Source organism: Devosia sp. J20-27, from assembly GCF_055808595.1.
Map to the genome: position 1 here is coordinate 2,188,001 of NZ_CM147875.1, position 22,815 is coordinate 2,210,815.

A 22,815-nucleotide genomic window follows, 5' to 3' on the forward strand; every position below is an offset into this window, starting at 1 on the left:
CACACTGATGGAATGGCGTCTCACCGTCACGGATTGACCCTCGCAGGTCAAGGGGCGCTGGAACCGCTTCGGCGGCGACACGTTGACGCCTAACGGAAAAAGGAGCGTCCCATGACCCAGACATTCGATCCCAAGAAGAGCACGAACGAGGTTCGTCAAGGCAACGACCGGATGATGAACTCGCGTGTGCTGATCTGGTCGATCGGCGGCATCGTCGTGCTGTTCGCACTGATCTACCTCGTCTTCTTCGCCTTTGCGCCCGCTCCTCCTGCACCACCCGCTGCCTGATCCGGAGCTGCCATGCCACGCCTGAAGCACGTTCGGCGTGACGACCTGACGATAGAGCGTCGTCGCCGCGGCAAGGGGTATGCGTATCTTTCGGGCGATGGCGTACGCGTCACCGACGAAGATTTCCGCAGCAGAGTGAAGCAACTGGGGATCCCGCCGGCGTGGCGCGAGGTGCGACTGGCGGAGCATCCGCTGGCGCATATCCAGGCGTGCGGTCGCGACGAGGCGGGTCGTGTCCAGTATATCTATCATCCCGAATGGGAGTTGCGACGGACGCGCAAGAAGCAGCGGCAACTGACGCTGCTGGCTGCTGCCCTGCCGCGCCTGCGCCGCAAGGTGCGCGAGGATCTTGCTGCCGAGAGTGGCTCGAGGCGCCTGGCGCTGGCTATCGGCGTGGCGCTGATCGACCGCACGGCAATGCGGGTGGGACGCGAGCGCTATCTCGATGCCAACGGCACGCGCGGGGCCGGCACCATGTACACGCGCGACGTGCGGGTGCAGGGCGAGCGGATCGCCATCAGCTTTCCGGCCAAGAGCGGCAAGGTAGCGGTCTATGCGCTCAAGGATGCCGAACTGGCCGAGGCTGTGGCGCGCATCAAGACGATCCCCGGCCGCCGACTGCTGATGTACCGTGGCGATGACGGCGAGGCTCGTGCCATCCGGACCGAGGACATCAACCGCTATCTGCGCGAGGTTTCCGGCGCTGCGGTGACGGCAAAGGACTTCCGGACACTGCATGCCAGCGCGCTGGCGGCCGAGGCATTGGCCAAGCTGGAGCCTGGCATGTCGCCGACGGCGCGCAAGCGGCAGGTGGCGAACGTCGCCCGGCAGGTGGCGGCGTTCCTGCAGAACACGCCGGCAATCTGCCGCCAAAGCTATATCGCGCCGTGCCTCTTCAAGCTGTTCGACGCGGGCAAGCTGGCAGCATTGTGGACCGAGGCAGCGGTATCCCGGGCGGGTCTGAAGCAGCGGGAAGCCCGGCTCGAAGCGGTGCTGTCCACTGTCAGCTAGGCAACGCGGTTGCTGGACGGCAGCGGCAGGTTCAGCACGTTGTCGCCGGCGCGGGGGGCGTTGTACATCCGGTAGCAGTTGCGCCCGGCATCCTTGGCCTCATAGAGCGCAAAATCGGCGCGTGCCGGCAGGTCGGCAGCGTCGCCGGCGCCGGTGGCGGTCGCTACGCCAATGCTGACGCCGATGCGGGCCTGCTGGCCCATGAGCGCATAGGGCTCGGACACACGGGCGATGATGCGCTCGGAGAGTGTGGCGCTGTCGCGGACATTTTTCAGATCGGTCTGGATGATGGCAAATTCGTCGCCACCGAGGCGGGCGACGGTGTCGGTTTCGCGCAGCAGCGGCTGCATCCGCTCGGCGACCTGACGCAGCAACTGATCACCGGCATCATGACCAAGCGTGTCGTTGACCTGCTTGAAGCGGTCGAGATCAAGGGCCAGCAGGGCGACGGGGCCGTGACCCCGACTGAGCGATGCCATGGCCTGCGACAGGCGCTCCTGGAAGCCGGCGCGGTTGGCGAGGCTGGTGAGCGGGTCATGCAAGGCGCGGTGCTGGGCGTCGGCGCGGGCCGCCTCCAGTTCGCCTGACGAGCGGCGCAGCCGGATCATCAGCAGAGCGATGACAATGCCGCCAACCAGCAGGGCGAGGCCCATGGCGGGTGCAGTATCGGCGAGAATCTGTGCGCCGGGCCGGTCGGGTGTCCACTTGAACCAGGCCACGGTGTCGCCGGCCTCGTTCCTGAGTGGCAGCGCTGCGTCGCCGGGCGCCACGGGCGCATCAGCGTCGAAGCGGGCGCCGTCGATCAGGTATTCGTCCATCAACTCGCGCGCCAATGCGTCATCGAGAAAGCGGATGGCGACCTGGATGAACGCCTTGCCGGGCGGGACGACGACATCCATGCTCTCACCAAGGATGGGAATGACGCCGACAAGCGCGGCCTTGCCTTCGATGATGGCGAAATCTGAAACGGCCGGCACGTCGCCGAAGCCATTCTCGAAGGCGTCGATAGCGCTGATCTGGTCGGGAGATTGCAACTGGGCGGCCAGGGCCCGAACGGCGTCGCTGTCGGCGGCAAAGCTGGAGAGCGCGGCCTCGCCACCGTCGCGCATGGCGTAGCGCGGCCGGAGATCGGGATCGAGCAGGTAGATGCGGTGGTGGCCGTAATCCTCGTAGAACCCGCGGCCGAGGAATTCGTCGATCCAGTCCAGGTCGAGCCCGTCTGCGACCGCCTCGACAGCATCGTCGGACGGGGAGACGTCGGATTGCTCGTCCGAGAGATACTGGCGTTCCTTGTTCAGGATGTGACTGACGAGGCGGACCTGGCGCGTCAGGGCGCGCTCGTCGCTATTGGTGGTGGAGAAGACGACGAAGGCGGCGGCTGTGCCGACCGTCACCAGTATGGCAACCAGCACCGGCAACAGGACGCTGATGGAAAAGCGCCAGCCCGGCTTTTTCGATGTGCTCATCTCGATGCTCCCCAATCGCATCCGCGGAATAGGGAGAAGACTAGGGGTGCGGCCCTGATCGGGGGCTTAACGGCGAAGACCATCGTGCCGGAGGGTAAATGAAGCGCTTATGCGACCTCGGCCAGGGTTTTCTCGAACAGCGCCTCGATGAGGTCGGCCGCAACCGGCCGGGACAGCAGGTAGCCCTGCAGCGTATTGCAGCCGAGCCGGTCGAGGAGACGGCGTTGTTCCTCGGTTTCCACGCCCTCGGCCGTCACGTCGATATTGAGGGCGTGGGCGAGCGTCACCATGGCCTGGATGATGGCGACCGAGACGTCACCCTCGGCAAGCTGGCTGACAAAGGACCGGTCGATCTTGATGCGATCGACGGGGTAGCGCGTGAGGTAGTTCAGCGACGAGTAGCCGGTGCCGAAGTCGTCGAGCGCGATGCGGATGCCAGCGCCGCGGAAGGTGCGGAGCGAGGCGGCGGCGACGTCCTGATCGTCGAGCAGGATGTTTTCGGTGATCTCGATCTCGAGGTCGGCGGGGTTCATGCCGGTCTCGAGCAGCAGGTCGAAGAGATGTTCGGCGAATTTGGGGTTGCGCAGCTGGACAGGCGAGATGTTGACCGCCAGCGTCATGCCTGGATAGCGGGCGCCAATCTTGCATGACTGGCGCAGCACGAACTCGCCGAGTTGCTCGATCAGCCCGGTGCCCTCGGCGACGGGGATGAACTGCGAGGGCGAGATCGGTCCCTGTGTCGGATGGGTCCAGCGCAGCAGGGCCTCGGCGCCGGTGACGACGCCCGTCTGGCGATCATAGAGGGGCTGGAAGACGACGCCCAGCTGGCCGGTCTCTCGCATGGCTTCGCGCAGGTCGGCCTCGATGGTGTGCCGGTTCTGCAGCAATTCATCCATGGCCTCCTCATAGACGACGGCCCGATTGCGGCCGGCGGCCTTGGCCTCGTAGAGCGCAATGTCGGCCTTGCGGGTGACTTCGCTGGGGTCGGTCGTGCCATTGGTGATGGCGACGATGCCGATGCTGACGCCGACGAAGGCCTCGCCGCCGACGAGGTCGAAGGGCCTGCCGACGGCGTCGATGATGCGCTCCGAGAGGGCCAGATGCTCGGCGAGGCTGTCGGTGGCGACGTGGATGATGGCGAATTCATCTCCACCGAGCCGGGCCAGGGTGTCACGGGGGCCGGTGACCTCCTTCAGCCGCGCGGCGACCAGGCGGATCAAATCATCACCGGACTGGTGACCGAGCGTATCATTGACCTGCTTGAAGCGATCCAGATCGAGCATCAGCAGGGCCGTGCCGTGCCCGAGGGCGGCGCCGGTCCGGACCGTGCGCCCGAGGACCTCGTCGAAGCTGGCGCGGTTGGCAAGGCCGGTCAATGCGTCGTGGTTGGCCTGATGGTGGGCTGCCAGCCGGCCGCGCTCGAGAGCGCTGGACGAGCGCCACAGGCGGTAGAGCAGGAGCGCCACGAGGATGGCGGCGAAGACAAAGCCGCCGCCCAGGGCCAGACCAGTCTGTACCAGCATGGTGGTGCCGGGCCTTTCAGATGTCCACTCGAGGAAGCCGGCAATGCGTCCGTCAGCGGCCATCATGGGGAACTCGGCGCGGTCCGGGTTATGGCCGGCCTGGCGCGAGAACGTCGCGTCGCTGAGCAGGTAGTCGCGGGCGAGACGGTGGGCAAAGACCGTATCCAGGTAGACCACACTCAGATGCAGGTAGACGGCCTCTGGCGGCTGGGCGAACCGCGCGGTGTCCCCGATGATGGGCGAGATCGATACGATGGCCGGTGCAGCGGCGACAACGGTGACGGCCGTGACCTGCGGAAACGGAGCACCACCCTGGGCAAAGGCGCTCAGTTCGCCGCCGGCGATACGGTGCCGCAACTGCTCGATGAGGGGGCGGTAGACCTCCGCATCATCGAAGAACAGGTCGGGATTGGCGGCATTGCCCTGATCCATGCCGTACATCGGGCGGTTCTGGCTATCGAGGACGAAGATGCGGTTGTGACCGAAGAACTCGTGCATCCACGAGCCGAGGTTGCGGTCGATCCAGTCAAAATCAGCGGAGATGCTGGTGTTTTCGACCGCTTCATCCCAGACCACGACGCTGCGCTGGTCGTGCGGAATGGCCAGCTTTTGTTCCTTGAGGATGTGCTCGGCGAGTTGATACTCGCGTTGCCGGCTGCGGGCATCGAGGTCGGAGGTGGACCAGAGCAGGAAGGTGAGCACCATCGATGCGGTGACCAGCAGGGAGAATACCACGGGTGCAAGAACACTCGCCTGGAAGCGCCAGCGCTCCGGAATGCGGGCCTCAAAAAACATATGCGTCCAAATGACTCTAACTATCCCCAAGCATAGTAGAGCGGATGGACTTGAGAGACTGTTACTGCGCCGCCAAGTTTTTTGTCGAAGCCTGCCGATTTTCCTTGAAGAGGACTTCCCGGTCTTGCGTAAAATTTGCCAGCAGCGGCAGGCTGGCGCCGCCCATGGCCCGCGCCGCGTTCCCGATGGTACCGGCGACAAGGCTGAACGGCGACAGCCCCTGCAGGCTGAGGGTGGCAAGACGGTCGCGGGTCACGGCGATGATGGCCTCGCGCACCGCAACAGGGAAAGCGCCATCGATGACGATCGTTTCGACGTCGATCACGGCGACGGCAGCGACCAAGGAACAGGCGAGGCTGTCTGCCACCTCGGCAATCCATTCGTCGAGCGCCGGTCCCAAGTCATGTCCCCAGTCATCGGGGGATTGCCAGAGGATATCGGCATTGCGGCCCTGCGCCACCAGCTTGCGCTCGAGTACGTAGATCGAGGCTGTATGCATCAGCTGCGGGGATTTGCCGCCGCCAGACGGCGGTCCGCCGCGGGCCGGCATCGAGCCGAGCGCCGCCGCATTCTGGGTGCGGCCGGGAAACAGGTGGCCGTCGAGGACCAGTCCGCCGCCGATGAAAGATCCAATAAAGACATAGAGGTAGTCGATGAACTCGCCGCCGCGCCCAAACATCAGTTCGGCGGCGCAGGCGGCGGTAATATCGTTGGCGAAGTAGACGGGCCAGGGGCACAGCGCGGCAATTTCTGCGCGAATGTCGATCGAGCGCCAGGCGTCGATCTCCTCCCTGGGGGCGCCGATCTCCTCGTGCCAGGTCCACATCTCGTAGGGCGCGGCGATGCCGAGGCCGGCTATGCGACCGGCGGCGCCGGCGGGCAGGCTCTTGAGCAGGTCGGCGATGCCGTCTGCCGCGAAACGGCGAACGGCGTCCGGCGTGGGGTAGGCGTAGGTCTTGTGCAGCGCGAACAGGATCTCACCGGTGAAATTGATGAGATAGAGGTCGACGCTCCGACGGCCGACCTTGAGGCCGAATGCCAGGGCCCCGTCGGGATTGAGCGAATAGGGCACGGAGGGCTGGCCGATCCGTCCGCGGCTCGGGCTGCCTTTCAGCAGCAAGCCGTCATCGCTCAACTGGTTCATGATGATCGAGATGGTCTGGGGCGACAGGCCGGTCATCCTCGCGATGTCCACCTTGGGCAATTGTCCGTGCAGGCGGATCAGCGAAAGGACCAGACGTTCATTGTAGAGGCGCACACCGGTCTGGTTGGTGCCGCGTGCGGAGGCCTCCGGACGCGTCGATCGGTCTGCCTCCCTGGCTCTGTCGGCCAATGCGAAAACTCCTTGAGATTGCACGGATTTGCCCGGAGACGGGCAGGGCGTGGACCCGGCCATTTCACCCGCTGCGGCGAGAATTGCAATCGATTACATAGGCTTCCGTGTACTCCTTATGGTGAACGTGGAGTATCGGCGCGGCACCTGTCAATTAATAAATCAACTGGATTAATTAATTGACAGGGTGCTTTCGATGGGATGAATTGGCTGCACGGTCTGGAGGAGGCGAGGGTGCAAACGCCCTTCGCCTGGACCGGCGCCCGAGCATCCGGAGGAGCTGGAGGCGGGCAGTTAGAAGCACCCATTGGGAGGAACTTATGGGACTGAATCTATTCAAGGCCACGTTGGCAGGCGCGGTTGTGCTCGCCTCGATGGCGGGTGCCGCTGCATTCGCCCAGGACAAGCCGATTGTCGGCCTGATCACCAAGACCGAGGGCAATCCCTTCTTCGTGAAAATGCGCGAAGGCGCCCAGGCCAAGGCCGACGAGCTCGGTCTTGACCTGCGCACCGCGGCAGGCAAGTTCGATGGCGACAATGACAGCCAGATCGCGGCGATCGAGAACCTGATCTCGGCCGGTGCCAAGGGCTTTGCGATCGTGCCGTCGGATTCGAGTGCCATCGTGCCGACCATCCAGCAGGCGCGGGATGCCGGATTGCTGGTCATCGTGCTCGATACGCCGCTCGATCCGATCGATGCGGCCGACGCGACTTTTGCGACGGATAACCGCAAGGCCGGCCGGCTGATCGGTGAATGGGCCAAGGGCACGCTGGGCGACGCTGCGGCGAACGCCAAGATCGCGTTCCTCGACCTCGCGGTGAACCAGCCGACTGTCGACTATCTGCGCGACCAGGGCTTCATGGAAGGCTTCGGCATCGACGTGATGGACCCCAATCGCTACGGCGACGAAGATGATCCGCGTATCTGCGGGCACGAGATGACGGCCGGTTCGGAAGATGGTGGACGGACCGCCATGGAAACGCTGCTGCAGAAGTGCCCGGACATCAATGTGGTCTATGCGATCAACGAGCCGGCAGCGGCGGGTGGCTACGAAGCCCTCAAGGCCATCGGCAAGGATGACGGCTCGGTGCTGTTCGTCGCGGTCGATGGCGGCTGCCCGGGTGTCGAGAACGTGCGGGACGGGGTGATCGGCGCGACCAGCCAGCAATATCCGCTGCTGATGGCCTCGATGGCCCTCGAAGCGATCAAGACCTATGCCGAGACCGGCGAAAAGCCGGCCCCGACGCCGGGCCTCGACTTCTTCGACACCGGAGCGACGCTGATCACCGACAAGCCGGTTGCCGGCGTCGACTCGATCGACACCACCAAAGGCCTCGAGCTTTGCTGGGGCTAAGTCACCGGTGACGCCTATCGGTTCCCGCCCGGATGCAGTCCGGGCGGGGCAACCGGCGGGTCGCCCTTTGCCGCTTTTCAGATTTCTCCAGGCTAGTCAGCCGCTATCGTTCCTTGGGGAGGGGATCGCATGAGTGACGACGCAGCAGGTTCGGCAGCTGCCGAAAAAGGCCTCGCTGGCCATAGCGCCGCGGTGGCCAGTTTCGAGGAACATCCGCCCGGCGCCATCCGGCGGCTGCAGGGCTTCCTCCACAAATTTCCGACGGCCATTCCCTTCTTTGTCCTGCTGTTCGGCGTGCTGGTCTTCTCGGTCGCGGCCGGCGGCAAGTTCTTTGCGCCGTTCAACCTCTCGCTGGTGCTGCAGCAGGTGACGATCATCGGCGTGCTCGGCATTGCCCAGACACTGATCATCCTGACCGCCGGTATCGACCTCAGCGTCGGTGCGATCATGATCCTGTCATCGATCGTCATGGGCCGGCTGGCAGTGGTGGCGGGTGTGCCGGTGGAGATCAGCTTCGTCATCGGGCTGTTCACGGGTGTGCTGTGCGGCCTGATCAACGGCATCCTCGTGGCGGTGGTGCGGCTGCCGCCCTTCATCGTGACGCTCGGAACCTGGTCGATCTACGGCGCCATGGTGATCTTCATTTCGCGTTCGGAAACCATCCGGTCGCAGGACATCCAGGCGGTGGCGCCCCTGCTGCAATGGCTGGGATCATCGATCAAGCTCGGGGGAGGGGCCATCATCACCTATGGCTCGATCCTGATGATCGGGATCGCGGCCACGGTCTGGTATATCCTCAATCGCACGGCGTTCGGCCGCCATATCTATGCCACCGGCGACGATCCGGAAGCGGCGCGGCTTGCCGGTATCAACACCACCAAGACGCTGATCCTCACCTATACGCTGGCCGGCTTTATCTGCGCGGTGGCGAGCTGGGTGTTGATCGGGCGCATCGGTGCGGTGTCGCCGCTGGGCAGCCAGACCGCCAATCTGGATGCAATCACTGCTGTGGTGATCGGCGGCACGTCGCTGTTCGGCGGTCGTGGCTCGATCATCGGCACGCTGATCGGGGCGCTGATCGTGGGCACCTTCCGCAACGGGCTGTCGCTCGCCGGTGTCGATGTGCTGTGGCAGGAATTTGCGGTCGGCGCGCTGATCATCATCGCGGTCACCATCGATCAATGGATCAGGAAGATCTCGTCATGAGCGAACAACCCATCCTTTCGGGCAAGGGCCTCAACAAGCGCTACGGCAAGGTGGTGGCGCTGGACAATGCCGAGTTCGACCTGATGCCGAACGAAATCCTGGCGGTGATCGGCGACAATGGTGCCGGCAAATCGACCATGGTGAAGGCGATGTGCGGCGCGGTGATCCCGGACAGCGGCACCATCACCCTGGATGGCAAGGTGGTGCACTTCAGGTCGCCAATGGATGCGCGCGAGGCGGGCATCGAGACGGTGTACCAGAACCTGGCGCTGTCGCCGGCCCTGTCGATCGCCGACAACATGTTCCTCGGACGGGAAATCCGCATGGGCGGGCCGGCGGGTTCGATCTTCCGGGCGCTGGACCGCTCCAAGATGGCAAAGATCGCCCGCGACAAGCTCAACGAGCTGGGACTGATGACCATCCAGAACATCAACCAGTCGGTGGAAACGCTGTCGGGCGGGCAGCGCCAGGGCGTGGCGGTGGCGCGCGCCGCGACCTTTGGGTCACGGGTGGTGATCCTCGATGAGCCGACGGCGGCGCTGGGGGTCAAGGAGAGTCGCAAGGTGCTGGAACTGATGCTGGACGTGAAGCGGCGCGGGCTGCCGATCGTCCTGATCTCGCACAACATGCCGCATGTGTTCGAAGTCGCCGACCGGATTCACATCCACCGGCTGGGGAAGCGGATTGCGGTGATCAATCCCAAGGACTATTCGATGTCGGATGCCGTCGCCATCATGACCGGGGCGATGCAGCCGCCGGAGTCGGTGCCGGCCTAGGCAACCCTGTCGGCCGGCCGCGACGTCCAACTCTGCCGCTGGTCCGCGGCGAAAACCTCCTGAGATGATCCCATGACCCTGCAACGTGCCCTCGTCCTTGAAAAGCAGCATGAACTGGCGCTGCGCGACATCGAGCTTCCCGCCGAGGTCGGGCCGGGAGAGGTCAAGATCAAGCTGCATACGGTGGGCGTCTGCGGTTCGGACGTGCACTACTATACGCACGGCCATATCGGTCCGTTCGTGGTCAAGGAACCGATGGTCCTCGGGCACGAGGCGGCGGGGACGATTGTCGAGGTCGGGGCAGGGGTGACGCATCTGAAGGTCGGCGACCGGGTCTGCATGGAGCCGGGCGTGCCCGATGCCAGCTCGAAGGCGGCACGGCTGGGGATGTACAATATCGATCCGGCCGTGACGTTCTGGGCGACGCCGCCGGTGCACGGCGTGCTGACGCCGTTCGTGGTGCATCCGGCCAATTATACGTTCAAGCTCCCCGACAATGTCAGCTTTGCCGAAGGTGCCATGGTCGAGCCGTTCGCGGTCGGCATGCAGGCGGCAACCAAGGCGAAGATCACGCCGGGCGATACGGCGATCGTCATAGGGGCGGGGCCGATTGGCACCATGGTGGCGCTGGCAGCGCTGGCGGGCGGCTGTTCGCGGGTGATCGTCACGGACCTGGCGCAGCCCAAGCTCGATATCGCGGCGCAGTACCAGGGCATCATTCCGGTCAACATCAAGGACAAGATGCTCCTCGACGAGGTCAACCGGCTGACCGACGGCTGGGGCGCCGATGTGGTGTTCGAGTGCTCGGGGTCGCCGCGCGCCTGGCAGGGGATTGTCGACGTGGTGCGGCCCGGCGGCACGATCGTGGTGGTGGGGCTGCCGGTGGAGGACGTGCTGTTCGACATTGCCTCGCTGTCGATCAAGGAGGTGACGATTGCATCGGTCTTCCGCTACGCGCACCAATATGAACGGGCGATCGCGCTGATGGGATCGGGCCGGGTGGATCTCAAGCCACTGATCTCGGAGACCTTCAGCTTCGAGGACTCGATCAAGGCCTTCGACCGGGCTGTCGAGGCGCGGCCGACCGACGTGAAACTGCAGATCAGGATGGACGACTGACATGAACCTTGGACTGGTGGGCAAGCTGGCCGTCATTACCGGTGGCAGCGTCGGTATCGGGCTGGCGGTGGCGGAGGGACTTGCGGCCGAGGGCGCCAACGTGTTGCTGACGGCGCGCGGCAAGGAGCGGGTCGAGGCCGAGGCGGCGCGGATCGCGCAGACCTACGGGGTAACGGCGCGCGGTGTGGCGTCCGATGTGGCGACGGCGGCGGGCTGCGAGGCGGTGATCGTGGAAGCGGCGACGCTGGGCGGCGCGGACATCCTCATCAACAATGCCGGTACCGGCTCGAACGAGACCATAGCCGAGGCCGATGACGCGAAATGGCAGTATTACTGGGACCTGCATGTGATGGCCGCAGTGCGGCTGGGCCGCGGGCTCTGCGCGCAGATGAAGCGCAAGGGCGGCGGCGTGGTGCTGCACAATGCCTCGATCTGCGCCGTGCAGCCGCTGTGGTACGAGCCGATCTACAATACCACCAAGGCGGCGCTGATGATGTTTTCCAAGACCCTCGCCAACGAGGTGGTCGGGGACAATATCCGCGTCAACACCATCAATCCCGGACTGGTGCGGACACCGGACTGGGTCAAGACGGCCAAGCAGCTGGCCGGCGAGGATGGCTTTGAGGCGCACCTGCAAGGTGTAGCCGACGAGGCGGGCGGCATGAAGCGTTTCGCCACACCGGAGGAGATGGCGAACTTCTTCGTGTTCCTCTGCTCGGACAAGGCCAGCTATTCCACCGGCTCGACCTATTTCGTCGATGGCGGCTGGTTGAAAACGGTCTAGGCGCCGGCGTAGGCGGCCCGCGCCGGCTCCACAACGGCGGCGGCGTCGTCGTAGTCACTGCGGTTGGAGCGGATATCGGGGTGGCGCTTGCCGGCCCAGGCGATCAGCGGCGCCATGGCAGACAGCAGTTCCCTGCCGAGGGGCGTGAGTTCATAGCTGACACTGGGCGGCTTGGTCGGAAACACCGTACGCGTGAGCATGCCGTCGCGCTCGAGATTGCGCAGCGTTTCGGTGAGCATGCGCCTCGAGATATCCGGCACGTCGCGGGCCAGCGCGCTGAAACGCAGCGGCGCGGCGGCGAGTGAACTGACGATCAGCACGCTCCACTTGTCGCCGACGCGATCGAGCACGTCGCGCACCGGGCACATGCTGGCGTTGAGGCCAGAGCCTTTCCAGTCGTCGAGGCTGCTGGTGTCGATGGCGTCCATGCTGGTTCCTTCCACGTAACCTTGTCCCGGCAGAGTGCCTGCTTTTCAATTGTCGGTCTATTTTCTAGACCATGTCTCACTTCAATACCAGATGAGTTGAGACCATGACCGATACCAAGACCTCCAAAATCCTCGTCACCGGCGCGAGCGGCAAGCTCGGGCGGCGCGTTGTCGAGCTGCTGCTGGAAGGCGGTGCAACCCATGTCATCGCCGGCACCCGCGATCCGTCCAGGCTCGATTTCCCGGGCGTCGAAGCGCGCAGGGTCGACTTTTCGGATGTGGCGTCGCTCGACGCGGCGTTTGCCGGCGTCGACCAGGTGCTGATCATTTCCACCGATGTGATCGGCGAGGGCCGCCGCAAGATGCAGGTGGCGGCGGCCGAAGCCGCCGGTCGCGCCGGGGTCAAGCACATCGCCTATACCTCGCTGCTCAATCCGGGGCCCGGTTCGGCTGTCATCCTGGCGCCCGAGCATGACGCGACCGAAAAGGCGATCGCGGCGACCGGGATCCCGCATACTTTCCTGCGCTATTCGCTCTATCTCGACATGCTGCCGCAGTCGCTGGCGCCTGCCCTTGCCTCGGGCCAGTGGTACACGGCCATGGGTGAAGGGCGTGTGGGGCGCATCACCCGCGACGATTGCGCCATCGCCGCCGCGGCCGTGCTGCTGGCGGGGCCGCAAGGCAATCGCGCCCTCGATATTTCCGGAGACGAGCTGCTGTCTGCCGAGGATACGGCGGCGATTGCCCGCGAGATCACCGGCAAGCCACTGGCGGTCGTGCAGGTTGACGACGCCGGCCTCGCTGCCGGGATGGTCGGAGCCGGCCTGCCGCAACCGGTGGCAGAGCTGTTGGTCTCGTTTGAAAAGGCCATTCGGCAGGGCGAATACGAGCTGCCGAGCCAGTTCGAGGCGGTGACGGGGCGCAAGCCGACAAGCGTGCGGAGCTTCCTCGAAGCCAACAAGGCAGCGCTGGGCGCCTGAGGGCTATTCGGCGGCCTGGGCCAGCGTCCGGGCCGCCTCGGCGCGCACCACGAGCACGGCGAGCGGCACGACCAGCAGCGGCACCAGGGCGAAGCTGCCATAGAGCCAGAGTGCCGGCGCCAGGGCGTCGGCCGGGGTACGCAGGCTGGAGAGCCCGGCGAAGTTGACGATCATGCCGCCGAGGGCGGCGCCGAGGCCGCTGGCAAAGAGCTGCACCATGGTGATGGCGGCCGAGGTCAGGTCCTTCTCGCCGGCGGGTGCGGCCAGGAACAGCCGGGTCAGCAGATGCGGCCAGCTGGCGCCGATGCCCAGGCCCATGGCCAGCAGCGACAGGCCGACGGGGACGATTTCCCAGACGTTGCCATCGAGATTGACGCGGCCGATGGAGAGGGCAATGCCGATGGCGCCAAGCGCCAGCATGGCGGGACCGGCCACCAGCAAGGCGCGGGCACGCGTGCCGGTCCAGCCCGAGCAGACCACCGAGCCGGAACTCCAGCCCATGGCGACCAGTGCCACGGTGTAGCCGGCGGCCAGCGGCTCCTGGCCATGCAGGGTCTGCAGGAAGAACGGCACGAAGACGTCGCTGGTGATGGCGAGCTGCATCAGCATCATGGTGAGCAGCAGCGGCGCCAGGACGGAGCCGAAGCTGAAGGTGCCGCTGGGCAGCAGCCGCCTGTCGCCACGCCGTTCGATCTGGCCGAGCCAGACAATCCCGAGCACGGCGAGGCCGGTGAGCAGGCCGGCAAGGGGCAGGTTGCCCGTGGTGACGCTGGCAATCGAGATGGCCATGACCGCGCCGATCAGCAGCACGATCTGCAGCGCCGGCAGGTTCTTCACGCCGGCCTCGTCGCCATGCCGGGGGATCACCCGCAGGGCGAGGAGGGCGAGCAGGGCGGCGAAGGGCAGAATGAGAAAGAAGGCCCAGCGCCAGGCATCGAACTGGGCGAAGACGCCGCCGATGGCGGGTCCGATCAGGGTCGCGACACCCCAGACACCGGACAGCAGGCCCATGGCGCGCGGCCACAAGCGTTCGGGGAAGACGATGCGGATCATGGCATAGGTTAGGGCGCCGAGCAGCCCGGCGCCAAAGCCCTGGACCAGCCGGCCGAGCAGCAGCACCCACATCTCGGGCGCCGCGCCGCAGATCAGGCTGCCGACCCCGAAGGTCGTGGCGGCGATCAGGTAGTTGCTGCGCGGGCCGAGGCCGAAGGGGCGGATGGCAGCAAAGATCGAGGCGATGATCGAGGCAACGATGAACAGCGTCGTGTTCCAGGCAAAAAGATCGAGCCCGCCAATCTCGGCGACCACCGACGGCATCAGCGTGCCCGAGATGAAGACGTTGATGGCATGCAGGCCGACACCGCCAACCAGCACGGCAATGCGGAGGCCATTGCCGCCTGCAAACAGTTCGCTCCAGCCGCCCTTTTGTACCTGCATCGTCACGTCCTCGTTGTCAGCAAACACTGGTCCTGACCGACGCCAGAGCTAGCCCGGCGCGGTGTGGTCTGCTACGCCTACAACCTCAACTAAAGTTCAGGTAAAGCGAAAAATGCACAAGGAACTGACGGTGGGCGAAGTGGCGGCGCGCAGCGGCGTCGCCGTTTCCGCCCTGCACTTCTACGAACGCAAAGGCCTGATTGCCAGCCACCGGACATCGGGCAACCAGCGGCGCTACGACCGCGATGTGTTGCGGCGGGTGGCGATCATCCGCATGGCGCAAGAGATGGGCATTCCGCTGGCGGAGGTCGGCCTCTCGCTGGCGGCGTTACCCCTCGGCCATGTGCCGACCAAGGAAGACTGGGCCATGATTTCGGCCGGCTGGAGCGAGAAACTGGATCGGCGCATTACCCTGTTGCAGCGGCTGCGCGACGAACTGGACACCTGCATCGGCTGCGGCTGCCTGTCGATGGACCGATGCCCCATCTTCAACGCAGGCGATCACCTGCGCACCACGGGCACCGGGCCACGTGTCCTGCTGCGGGAGGGCAACCTGCCGGTGGAGTGAGGAACCGGCGAGGCAAACCTGCGTTGAGAGGTTCCCCACCTCTCTCCGGAGTCCAGGCGTCATGGATCTCTCGTCCCTCGGCTATGCCGACACTGCCTTGCCGCAACATGTCATGCTCATCCGCCTGGCCATTGCAGCGATTCTTGGCGCAGCCGTCGGCTTCGAGCGGGAAGACCATGCGGCCGCAGGTCTGCGCACCCACATCCTCGTGGCGACAGCGGCATGCCTCTTCACCCTGCTGGCGTTCGAGATCTTCCACCTGTCCGATGTGATTGACAGCGGGCGCGCCGATCCGATCAGGATTATCGAGGCCGTGACCGCCGGCATTGCGTTTCTGGGGGCAGGGGCCATTTTCCAGGCGCGCGGCAGCGTGCAGGGGCTGACGACGGCGGCCGGCATGTGGCTCGCGGGCGCGCTCGGGGTTGCCGCAGCGCTGGGCTACTATCTGATTGCGCTGGCCGTGGCGCTGCTCGCGGTTGTTGTCCTGGCGCTGCTGCGCCCGTTGTCGCATCGACATCTGGCTGACGCTGCCGACAAGCAAGAGAAGCGTCGGGACGTGTAGCTGATGCGGCCGCGACCGAAGGAGGGTTCGCCGCGACCGCATCGTGCAGGCTCGCCCGATGATCAGGGTCCGCCGCAAGCCTTTACGCAGAGACACAATGAGTAAGCGGTCGCTGCGGGAGGGAATCGCAGCGACCGCACTCTAGCTGACGGCGCGGAGGAGGGAGGGAACACCGCAAAACTGCCGCCAGATCACGCTGCCGCCTCTCACACGTGGCAGCAGCGGAACACAATGCGCCGGGGATTACGCTGTTGCATGAACAGCCCGGCAAAATCGAGAACGGGGGAGGATGTTTGGGAATGCAACAAGCGGTCTCCCGCTTTGCAACACCCTCCCCCGCATGGCACGTAACCTGTGGACGCAGTGATTACGTGCCAACTGCCTCCAGGCGCTGATTGCGCACCCAGAAACTGACGATGGCTGCCGCCTCGGCCCGATAGGCCTGAAGGTCGGCACGCCGTTCGAAGACCGCATCCGCGCCTGCGTCGAGCAGGCCGTCGCGTGTGCTGCGGTCCAAATTCGGGGCCATGGCCGCGATCACCAGGCGTCGGGACGACTCCAGTTCTGCCAATCTGGCAATGAATTCTCTTCCCGCATTCGAGGTCGACTTGAGGTCGACGATGATCAGGCCAGGCAAGTTTCGGCTGGATTCGGCTAACATTTCCCTAATGCGGGACAAAACCAAATCCGTGTTTTCCTGCCACTGAACGAAAGGGGCTCCGTGGGCAAGAAGCATGCGTGTCATCAGCCGCGCCGAGTGGGCGTCATCATCTACGAGCAACAGATGAGGCTGCTGAATTGCAGATAAAACGTCCATTGACTCCCTCTGCCGCGCCGCGCGGCCTGATGGCCCTTAGGTGCGGGGCAAGTGAAAACGGATGGTCGGTAGATGCACGGGGCATCGACTGTCGTAGCGATCGCATAAGCGATCCCGCAGCCGCCACGTTGCGACTGGCCGGAGATATGCTTGTCATCGCTGTCCGGCGGTAGGCAACGAAGCGTAACAAGTACGTAATAAGACTTGAAATTTACATGTAAACCGGCCCACAGTTCGGGTGTGGAACAAGGTGTGGCTTTGTCAGCATTTACCCCGACACCGGATCAGGTGCGCGCGGCCCTGAGGGAACTCCTGGGTTGGCCGGAGTTGATGCGTTCGCCGCAATTGTCCAAATTTCTCAACCACATAGTCGAAGCCAAGTTGAGTGGAGAAGAGGCAAGCATCAAGGCGTACTCGATTGCTGTCGATGTGTTCGGGAGGCCGCCGAGCTTCGATCCGCAGAGTGATCCGATCGTCAGGGTGCAGGCCCGGCGACTGCGCGGGCTGCTGCAGGAATACTATAGGCAGAATCTCGGGCGCAGCGGAACGCGCATTACGTTACCCGTGGGACGTTACGTGCCCGAGTTCGAGGCAAATCGCTCCGGCGAAGCCGTGGTCTCCGGATTCGACGACACCGAGACCGCCGTGGCAGAGGGGGAAGCCGCCGCCGAAACGCTGCGGCGCGGGCGGTTCGGACGGCATCTCTGGATCCAGGCCCTTGCGGCACTGACCCTGGTGGTGGGGCTCGGCTTCCTGATTGCCGGCCTGCAGATGTTTCGCGACCCGCCAGTGGTTCCGACTGACCCGGCTCTGCCGCACAGGCCGACGATCTACCTGGCCTCTATTAGCGTGCCCGACGGGAATTCCACGCTTATCAGTCTCGGAACACTACTGGGCGATGAGCTCAGTGCACTTCTGACGCAGTATGAAGACGTTGGAGTCGGTTTCGTGCAGCCCGGCAAGGCGCTGCCAACGAGCGATGGGGCGCTGCTGCTGTCGGGGAATCTCAACCCGGTCGGCAACACCGTGGAACTGACCGTTTTCCTCACCGACGCTGTCAGCGGCGCCTCGATCTGGAGCGGGACCTATCGTGAGCCGCTGCCTGGCAACTCCGGTGCAGTGATCGCGGCCACCGCGGCCCGCAAGATCATGCGGGAGATCGGAACATTCCGGGGCCCGGCCCACGCGGCGGGACGAGCCTGGCTGGATGAGCACGCACCCGCTCTCCCCGCCGTGAGTGACTATGTCTGCCTGCTCAGCTACCGGGTGGCGCGGGAGGCGATGAATCCGGCGGCCATCGCCCGGGGTATCGACTGTTACGACAGGCTGTTGCAGCAGCAGCCGCAGCAGGCGATGTCGCTGGCCGCAAAGGCCTGGCTGGACGGCCGGGCCGCCTTGCTCAAAGCCCGCCCGGGTGATCGCCTCGACGTTGCCATGAAAGAGCCGGCCGCGCTGGCGCAGCGAGCCAAGGAACTCGGACCGGGCAGCAGCTTTACGCACGAGCAGCTGGCAACGATTCAGATCTGGCGGGGGCAACTGACGCTGGCGCAGCGCAACTTCGCCATAGCGCTTGGTCTCAGCCCCCTCAATACCGACGCCCGGGCGAGCTACGCCGCGGCGCTGGCACGGCTGGGGGAGTGGAGCGAGGCCAAGCGCCAGGCGCGGGCTGCGATCACCGACACCAGCTATCCATCGCCCTGGTACTATCTGCTGCCGGCGATCCTGGAGATACGGGACGGCAACATGGAGGCTGCCATCGCCGACGCCAGGCGGGCAGGAGATGCCGGTGAAGTCGGGGTCTTGCTGGCCGTCGCTGCTGCCGGCTTTGCGGGCGACGCGGAGACCTATACGGAGTTGCGGTCGGCGGTGATGACGTCGGAGAATTTCCGGCGCTTTGGCATCATGCCCTGGCTGCGGATTCGCTTCGAGAACGAGGAACTGGCGGAACGGCTTGGCGAGGGCCTCAGGCTCGCGGGGATTCCGGAGTCGGCGTTGACGGGACAGTTTTAGGTCTCTAGCTCTGGGGGACCCCCGAGAGTTGCGAGAGTTCCGATGAGTTTCAAAGCGCTGGTGACCGACAAGGCTGCCAATGGCGGCGTGTCGAGCCAGATCAAGACCCTGGACGAAGCCGAGCTGCCGGATGGCGACGTGCTGGTTTCCGTCGAGTGGGCAGGCCTCAACTACAAGGATGCGATGTGCCTCAATGGGCTTGGCAATCTTGTCCGGACCTATCCGCATGTCTGCGGGATCGATTTTTCGGGACGTGTCGTCGAGAGCCGCAACGCACGCTATCATCCCGGGCAGGCCGTGGTGCTGACGGGCTGGCGGGTCGGTGAACTGCACTGGGGCGGCTATGCGCAACGGGCGCGGGTGAAGTCCGACTGGCTGGTGCCGTTGCCCAAGCGACTGTCGTCGCGCGATGCCATGGTGCTGGGCACGGCAGGGCTGACGGCCATGCTGGCGATCAATCAGCTCAAAGCCGGCGGTGTCGAGAAGGACGCCGGCGAAGTGCTGGTCACCGGGGCCGGTGGTGGCGTCGGATCGATCGCCGTCATGCTGCTCGCCCGGCTTGGCTACAAGGTGGCAGCGGTCACCGGCCGGGCGGAACTGGGCGACATGCTCAAGCGCATCGGCGCCACCAGCGTGGTGTCGCGGGCTGAACTGCTCGAGTCGACCGGCAAGGCGCTCGACAAGGAGCGCTGGTCGGGTGCCATCGACTCGGTTGGCGGGGCCATGCTCGCCGAGGTGCTCAAGAAGATCAGCTATAACGGCGTTGTCGCGGCGGTTGGCATGGCAGGTGGCACGGACCTGCCGACCAGCGTCATCCCCTTCATTCTGCGTGGTGTATCGCTGATCGGTATCGACAGCGTCATGCAGCCCTTCGAGCAGCGCGTCGCCGCCTGGGACCGCCTGTCGACGCTCTTCGTCGCATCGGCCTATGACGAACTGGTGCGCGAAGTGGCGCTGGCCGAGCTGCCGGACGCTGCCGCGACCATGCTCAAGGGCGGCGTCGCGGGGCGCGTCATCGTCAACCCGCGCGACCTGGCGAGTTAGGTCGCGGCAAGCTAGAAACCATCAGCCGAAGTTCTCGGGGCGCATGCCTTCAACCAGCATGCGCTGGACCTTGGCTGCGGCCTCGGCCTTGGTGACCTTGCCATCGGCGTCGGCATCGAGGCCCTTGTTCTGCTGGTAGGTTGTGGCCGGCTCGGCGAACAGCACGTGCGAGAGCGGTTTGCGGACGGCGGCGGGCCAGAGGACGGCCATATAGGCGCTGGGCAGATCGGTCATCCTGCCGGCATAGGGTTCGAGGTAGCGCTCGACGTAATCGAGCTGGCGCAGCTCGGACATCGCGGCGAGGGCCGTGGTGGTGGTGCCGAGTGCTTTGGCGGTCGCCGGCATGAACTGGATGAGACCGGTGGCGCCGCTGCGGCTGTTGCGCGTGGCCGAGGCAAAGCGGCGACCGGTCTCGAAGGCCATGATCGCCATCAATGTGCTGGGATCGAGCCCCAGCCGCTGTGCCACGGCGATGGCCTTTTTCCGGAACTCCGGCGAGACGCGCCTGCCCCAGGCGACCGGCTGCGCCGACTCTACCTCGGCCAGTGACTGGCGCAGCGTTCTGCCCAGCATGTCGATCAGTTTTTCGATGGCCCAGCGCCAGAATGCGTTCATTGCCGTCCCTCCGTTGAGGAGACAGCATGCGGCGGCCTAAGTCAGCAGAGGATAAGTCAGCTGAAAAGCTGCTTTGCCAGACGGATAAAGGCGGTGCCGCGTTCTTCGAAGTTCTTGAACACGACTGTTTCGTCGAGCTTCTGGCCGTAGCTGGGGGCGGCGGGGGAGAGGATGACGGTATCGAAGCGGGCGGTGCGGGTCTTCAGCGCCTGCATGCCGGCCTCGAGCGTTGCCGCTTCGAGCACTTCGATATTGGGCGCCGCGCCATAGGTGGCGGTGGCCAGCCGGTCGCCGGTGACGGGCAGGCAGACCAGCACCTCGACGCCGCGTGGCTGCAGCAGGCCGGCCAGTTCGCGATAATCCTGCTGGCGCTCATGCCCGCCGGCGATCAGTGCGATCTTGCGGCCGGCATAGGCGGCGAGGGCGACCTTGGTGGCCTCGGGGGTGGTGGAGATGGAATCGTCGACAAAGGTGATGCCGCCGAAGCTGTGCTCCTCGAGGCGGTGGGGCAGGGGCTCGAACTTGCCGATGCCGCGCACCACGCCCTCGATATCGGCGCCTGCCTTCATGGCGATGACCGCCGCGAGACGGGCATTGTCGAGATTGTGCTCGCCCATGAGTCTGGACCGCCCCACGGCCACGGCAATGCGGTCGGCAAGGAACGGCGCCAGCGGCGGGATCAGCCGGCTGCGCTCGCGCAGCGCCTCGAGCACCAGCGGATGATCGTGGGCGCCGTGCCCGAGGGCAACGGGGAACGGGGTATCGCGATCGATCAGGTTGAGCTTGTCGGCGTAATAGCGCTCGACGTCGCGGTGCCAATCGGTGTGTTCGGGCGAAAGATTTGTCACCGCCGCGATGTCGGGCGAGAACGCCATGTCGGCGGTCTGGTAGCTGGAGAGTTCGAACACCACGATCTGGTGGCGATCGGCGATCTCGAGCGGCGCGACGCCGACATTGCCGGCAAGGCCGGCGTCGAGCCCCGACTCGGTCAGCATCAGCCAGACCAGGGTGGCGGTGGTCGACTTGCCCTTGGTGCCGGTGATGGCGATGACCTTGCGGCCCTCGCGATAGGTCCTGGCCCAGAGGTTGAGGTTGGAGGTGACGGCGATGCCGGCCTCGCGCGCCATGGCAAAGACCGGCCGGTAGCGCGAGACGCCGGGGCTTTTGACGATCATGCCGAAGCGCTTGTCGGCAATGGCCTGTGGCAGGTCGACCGGAGCGATGGCCTCGGCATCGGCAATGTCCGCCTCGCCGCTGTCGACGGTGACGAAGACCTTGGTCTGAAGGGAGTGTTCGGCGATGAACCGGCGCGTCGAGCGCGCCTCGCGGCCGGCGCCATAGAGCAGAACGGGAGCGTCAAACAGCATGGCCGAATACCTTTGCGGCAAGTTCTGGCGGCACGTGGTGGTCTGTGCTCGGGGCGAGCAGGTCTTCAAGTGCTGATTCAAGTCGCGGCTTGCCATATTGGGCGAGCAGCTCGGGCTTGAGCTTTGAAACGATTGGCTCATCGGCCCATTCAGGGCGGTTTGCCAGGATGTGCAGACAGGCCGCAGCCTCCTCGATCTCGCCGACGCATTCCCAGGGCTTCTGGCCGGCGAGGCCGGTGAGTTCGCGGAATGAGTGTTCGTTGGCCGGATCGGCGAGGAGGTTCTTGCCAAAGATGCCGAGCAGTCGCTCTTTATCCATGACCGGCGCGAGGATCAGAAAGACGAAATGGCACTTTGGGCATTGCCCGCACCACAGCGGGCCATCGTGACCGTTGTAGCGGAAGTTGCGATTGCAGCTCGAGAAGACGTGGTCGAACCGCGTCTGGCGGGCGAAGAGCGTGGCGATGCGGGCTTCCGACAGCGGCCGGAGCAGCGAGTAGTAGCGCAGCGCGCCCCCGGTGGCCTCGGCGAGGATGGTGGCCATGCGCCGCTCGAAGGCCAGTGACTTGGAATACTGGTGGTTGACCTCGCGGCCATCGTGCTGGGCGTTGCCCTCGCTGGCCGAGCGCTCGTTGGAGAGCACGATGCGGTCGAACGAAAAGAGCAGGGCGGCGAGGGCGCCGATCATCGAATTGATAGCAGTCGAGGGCACGTGGCCGGTGAGGTAGCCCGGTTCCTTGCTCAACCGGATCATCTCGGGATCGAGGGTGCGGGTGACGTAAACGGGATCGCGGCCGATGGTCTCGATCGAGGTGATGATCGGGCCCCTGGGGTTCACGGCGAAGGGCGCGTAGTCGATGCCGGCCTCTTCGAGCAGTTGTACGCTTACCAGGGAATCCTTGCCACCGCCGACCGGCAACAGCGCCCGGTCGCGCAGTTTGGGCATGGCGGGGGCCGGACGACGCTCGTTGGGGCCGGCGACCGTCAGCCTGCCGAAACGCTTCAGCTCGTTGCGGGCATAGAACTCACCGAGGCCGTTTTCGTAGACGTCGATAGCGAAAGCGCGCTCGTCGGCGGTCAGCGGGATTTCGGGCGCCCGGATGATCTCGGGGGCGAGGAGTTTGAAATAGCTGACGCCGAGGACGATGGCCGTGAGGTCGAGCAGCTTGCCGAAGCTCCTGCCGCCGGCGGCATCGGCGTCAAATCCGGCCGGAAACGCCAGGGTCTCGACGAATTTCAGCTCGCCCAGCGCGTAGCGGAAGCGTGCCACACCGCTGCTGGTGTCGAAACTCGGCTTGTCGATGAGAAAATCAGTCAAGGCGCCGTCCTGG

At 65.1% G+C, this 22,815-nt stretch carries 21 protein-coding genes; 12 read left to right on the forward strand and 9 right to left on the reverse strand.

What is annotated here, in order from left to right:
* The first annotated feature begins 111 nt into the window (after window positions 1-111).
* On the forward strand, window positions 112-288 hold the full coding sequence (locus AC0L4C_RS10650) for a hypothetical protein (protein ID WP_473399523.1): 177 nt from the start codon (window positions 112-114) through the stop codon (window positions 286-288).
* 12 nt (window positions 289-300) lie between these two features.
* Window positions 301-1,299, forward strand: coding sequence for a DNA topoisomerase IB (locus AC0L4C_RS10655; protein WP_473399525.1), 999 nt, complete (start codon window positions 301-303; stop codon window positions 1,297-1,299).
* Here the strand turns inward: AC0L4C_RS10655 and AC0L4C_RS10660 are convergent.
* The 3 genes from AC0L4C_RS10660 to AC0L4C_RS10670 form a co-directional block, all read right to left on the reverse strand.
* On the reverse strand, window positions 1,296-2,765 hold the full coding sequence (locus AC0L4C_RS10660; RefSeq protein WP_473399527.1) for a diguanylate cyclase domain-containing protein: 1,470 nt from the start codon (window positions 2,763-2,765) through the stop codon (window positions 1,296-1,298). The genes AC0L4C_RS10655 and AC0L4C_RS10660 overlap by 4 nt on opposite strands.
* Before the next feature lie 107 nt (window positions 2,766-2,872).
* Window positions 2,873-5,083 carry a putative bifunctional diguanylate cyclase/phosphodiesterase gene (locus AC0L4C_RS10665; RefSeq protein ID WP_473399528.1) on the reverse strand — a complete coding sequence of 737 codons (2,211 nt, stop codon included), beginning with the start codon at window positions 5,081-5,083 and terminating at the stop codon, window positions 2,873-2,875.
* 61 nt (window positions 5,084-5,144) lie between these two features.
* Entirely contained in the window at window positions 5,145-6,416 is a 1,272-nt protein-coding gene (locus AC0L4C_RS10670) for an ROK family transcriptional regulator (protein WP_473399529.1), read from the reverse strand.
* A 320-nt stretch (window positions 6,417-6,736) separates the two neighbouring features.
* Here AC0L4C_RS10670 and AC0L4C_RS10675 point away from each other — a divergent pair, with 320 nt between their 5' ends.
* The 5 genes from AC0L4C_RS10675 (at window position 6,737) to AC0L4C_RS10695 (ending at window position 11,656) form a co-directional block, all read left to right on the forward strand.
* On the forward strand, window positions 6,737-7,771 hold the full coding sequence (locus AC0L4C_RS10675) for a substrate-binding domain-containing protein (protein WP_473399530.1): 1,035 nt from the start codon (window positions 6,737-6,739) through the stop codon (window positions 7,769-7,771).
* 129 nt (window positions 7,772-7,900) lie between these two features.
* Window positions 7,901-8,977: an ABC transporter permease gene (locus AC0L4C_RS10680; RefSeq protein WP_473399531.1), complete on the forward strand. Its 1,077-nt coding sequence runs from the start codon at window positions 7,901-7,903 to the stop codon at window positions 8,975-8,977.
* A complete protein-coding gene (locus tag AC0L4C_RS10685; protein WP_473399533.1) occupies window positions 8,974-9,753 on the forward strand; it encodes an ATP-binding cassette domain-containing protein in 780 nt (259 codons plus the stop codon). Before AC0L4C_RS10680 ends, AC0L4C_RS10685 begins: the two co-directional genes overlap by 4 nt.
* Before the next feature lie 72 nt (window positions 9,754-9,825).
* Complete coding sequence (locus AC0L4C_RS10690; protein WP_473399534.1) at window positions 9,826-10,872, forward strand: NAD(P)-dependent alcohol dehydrogenase; 1,047 nt, start codon at window positions 9,826-9,828, stop codon at window positions 10,870-10,872.
* Between the two features lies 1 nt (window position 10,873).
* Entirely contained in the window at window positions 10,874-11,656 is a 783-nt protein-coding gene (locus AC0L4C_RS10695; RefSeq protein ID WP_473399535.1) for an SDR family NAD(P)-dependent oxidoreductase, read from the forward strand.
* On the opposite strand, the gene AC0L4C_RS10700 is transcribed toward AC0L4C_RS10695, so the two are convergent.
* Complete coding sequence (locus AC0L4C_RS10700) at window positions 11,653-12,084, reverse strand: winged helix-turn-helix transcriptional regulator (protein WP_473399536.1); 432 nt, start codon at window positions 12,082-12,084, stop codon at window positions 11,653-11,655. The genes AC0L4C_RS10695 and AC0L4C_RS10700 overlap by 4 nt on opposite strands.
* A 104-nt stretch (window positions 12,085-12,188) precedes the next feature.
* On the opposite strand from AC0L4C_RS10700, the gene AC0L4C_RS10705 reads away from it, so the two are divergent.
* Complete coding sequence (locus AC0L4C_RS10705; protein ID WP_473399537.1) at window positions 12,189-13,064, forward strand: NAD(P)H-binding protein; 876 nt, start codon at window positions 12,189-12,191, stop codon at window positions 13,062-13,064.
* Between the two features lie 3 nt (window positions 13,065-13,067).
* On the opposite strand, the gene AC0L4C_RS10710 is transcribed toward AC0L4C_RS10705, so the two are convergent.
* Window positions 13,068-14,528: an MFS transporter gene (locus AC0L4C_RS10710; protein ID WP_473399538.1), complete on the reverse strand. Its 1,461-nt coding sequence runs from the start codon at window positions 14,526-14,528 to the stop codon at window positions 13,068-13,070.
* A gap of 85 nt (window positions 14,529-14,613) precedes the next feature.
* Between AC0L4C_RS10710 and soxR the strand changes: the two genes are divergently transcribed.
* Window positions 14,614-15,069: a redox-sensitive transcriptional activator SoxR gene (gene soxR, locus AC0L4C_RS10715; RefSeq protein WP_473399539.1), complete on the forward strand. Its 456-nt coding sequence runs from the start codon at window positions 14,614-14,616 to the stop codon at window positions 15,067-15,069.
* 61 nt (window positions 15,070-15,130) lie between these two features.
* Window positions 15,131-15,631: an MgtC/SapB family protein gene (locus AC0L4C_RS10720; RefSeq protein ID WP_473399541.1), complete on the forward strand. Its 501-nt coding sequence runs from the start codon at window positions 15,131-15,133 to the stop codon at window positions 15,629-15,631.
* 367 nt (window positions 15,632-15,998) lie between these two features.
* Here AC0L4C_RS10720 and AC0L4C_RS10725 read toward each other — a convergent pair whose 3' ends face one another.
* A complete protein-coding gene (locus AC0L4C_RS10725) occupies window positions 15,999-16,448 on the reverse strand; it encodes a response regulator (RefSeq protein WP_473399542.1) in 450 nt (149 codons plus the stop codon).
* 252 nt (window positions 16,449-16,700) lie between these two features.
* Between AC0L4C_RS10725 and AC0L4C_RS10730 the strand changes: the two genes are divergently transcribed.
* Both AC0L4C_RS10730 and AC0L4C_RS10735 read left to right on the forward strand, forming a co-directional pair.
* The gene (locus AC0L4C_RS10730) at window positions 16,701-18,458 is read left to right on the forward strand and encodes a hypothetical protein (protein ID WP_473399543.1); all 1,758 of its coding nucleotides are present in this window, start codon (window positions 16,701-16,703) and stop codon (window positions 18,456-18,458) included.
* Window positions 18,459-18,500: 42 nt separating this feature from the next.
* Entirely contained in the window at window positions 18,501-19,502 is a 1,002-nt protein-coding gene (locus tag AC0L4C_RS10735; RefSeq protein WP_473399545.1) for an MDR family oxidoreductase, read from the forward strand.
* 21 nt (window positions 19,503-19,523) lie between these two features.
* Here AC0L4C_RS10735 and AC0L4C_RS10740 read toward each other — a convergent pair whose 3' ends face one another.
* From AC0L4C_RS10740 to AC0L4C_RS10750, 3 genes are read right to left on the reverse strand one after another with little or no spacing between them, the layout of a single operon-like run.
* Window positions 19,524-20,117 carry a transglycosylase SLT domain-containing protein gene (locus AC0L4C_RS10740; RefSeq protein ID WP_473399547.1) on the reverse strand — a complete coding sequence of 198 codons (594 nt, stop codon included), beginning with the start codon at window positions 20,115-20,117 and terminating at the stop codon, window positions 19,524-19,526.
* Window positions 20,118-20,173: 56 nt separating this feature from the next.
* Window positions 20,174-21,484, reverse strand: a complete 1,311-nt coding sequence (gene murD, locus AC0L4C_RS10745) for a UDP-N-acetylmuramoyl-L-alanine--D-glutamate ligase (RefSeq protein WP_473399548.1) — start codon at window positions 21,482-21,484, stop codon at window positions 20,174-20,176.
* Complete coding sequence (locus AC0L4C_RS10750) at window positions 21,474-22,802, reverse strand: MurL-like N-terminal domain-containing (RefSeq protein ID WP_473399549.1); 1,329 nt, start codon at window positions 22,800-22,802, stop codon at window positions 21,474-21,476. The genes murD and AC0L4C_RS10750 overlap by 11 nt, the downstream gene beginning before the upstream one ends.
* Window positions 22,803-22,815 lie beyond the last annotated feature (13 nt).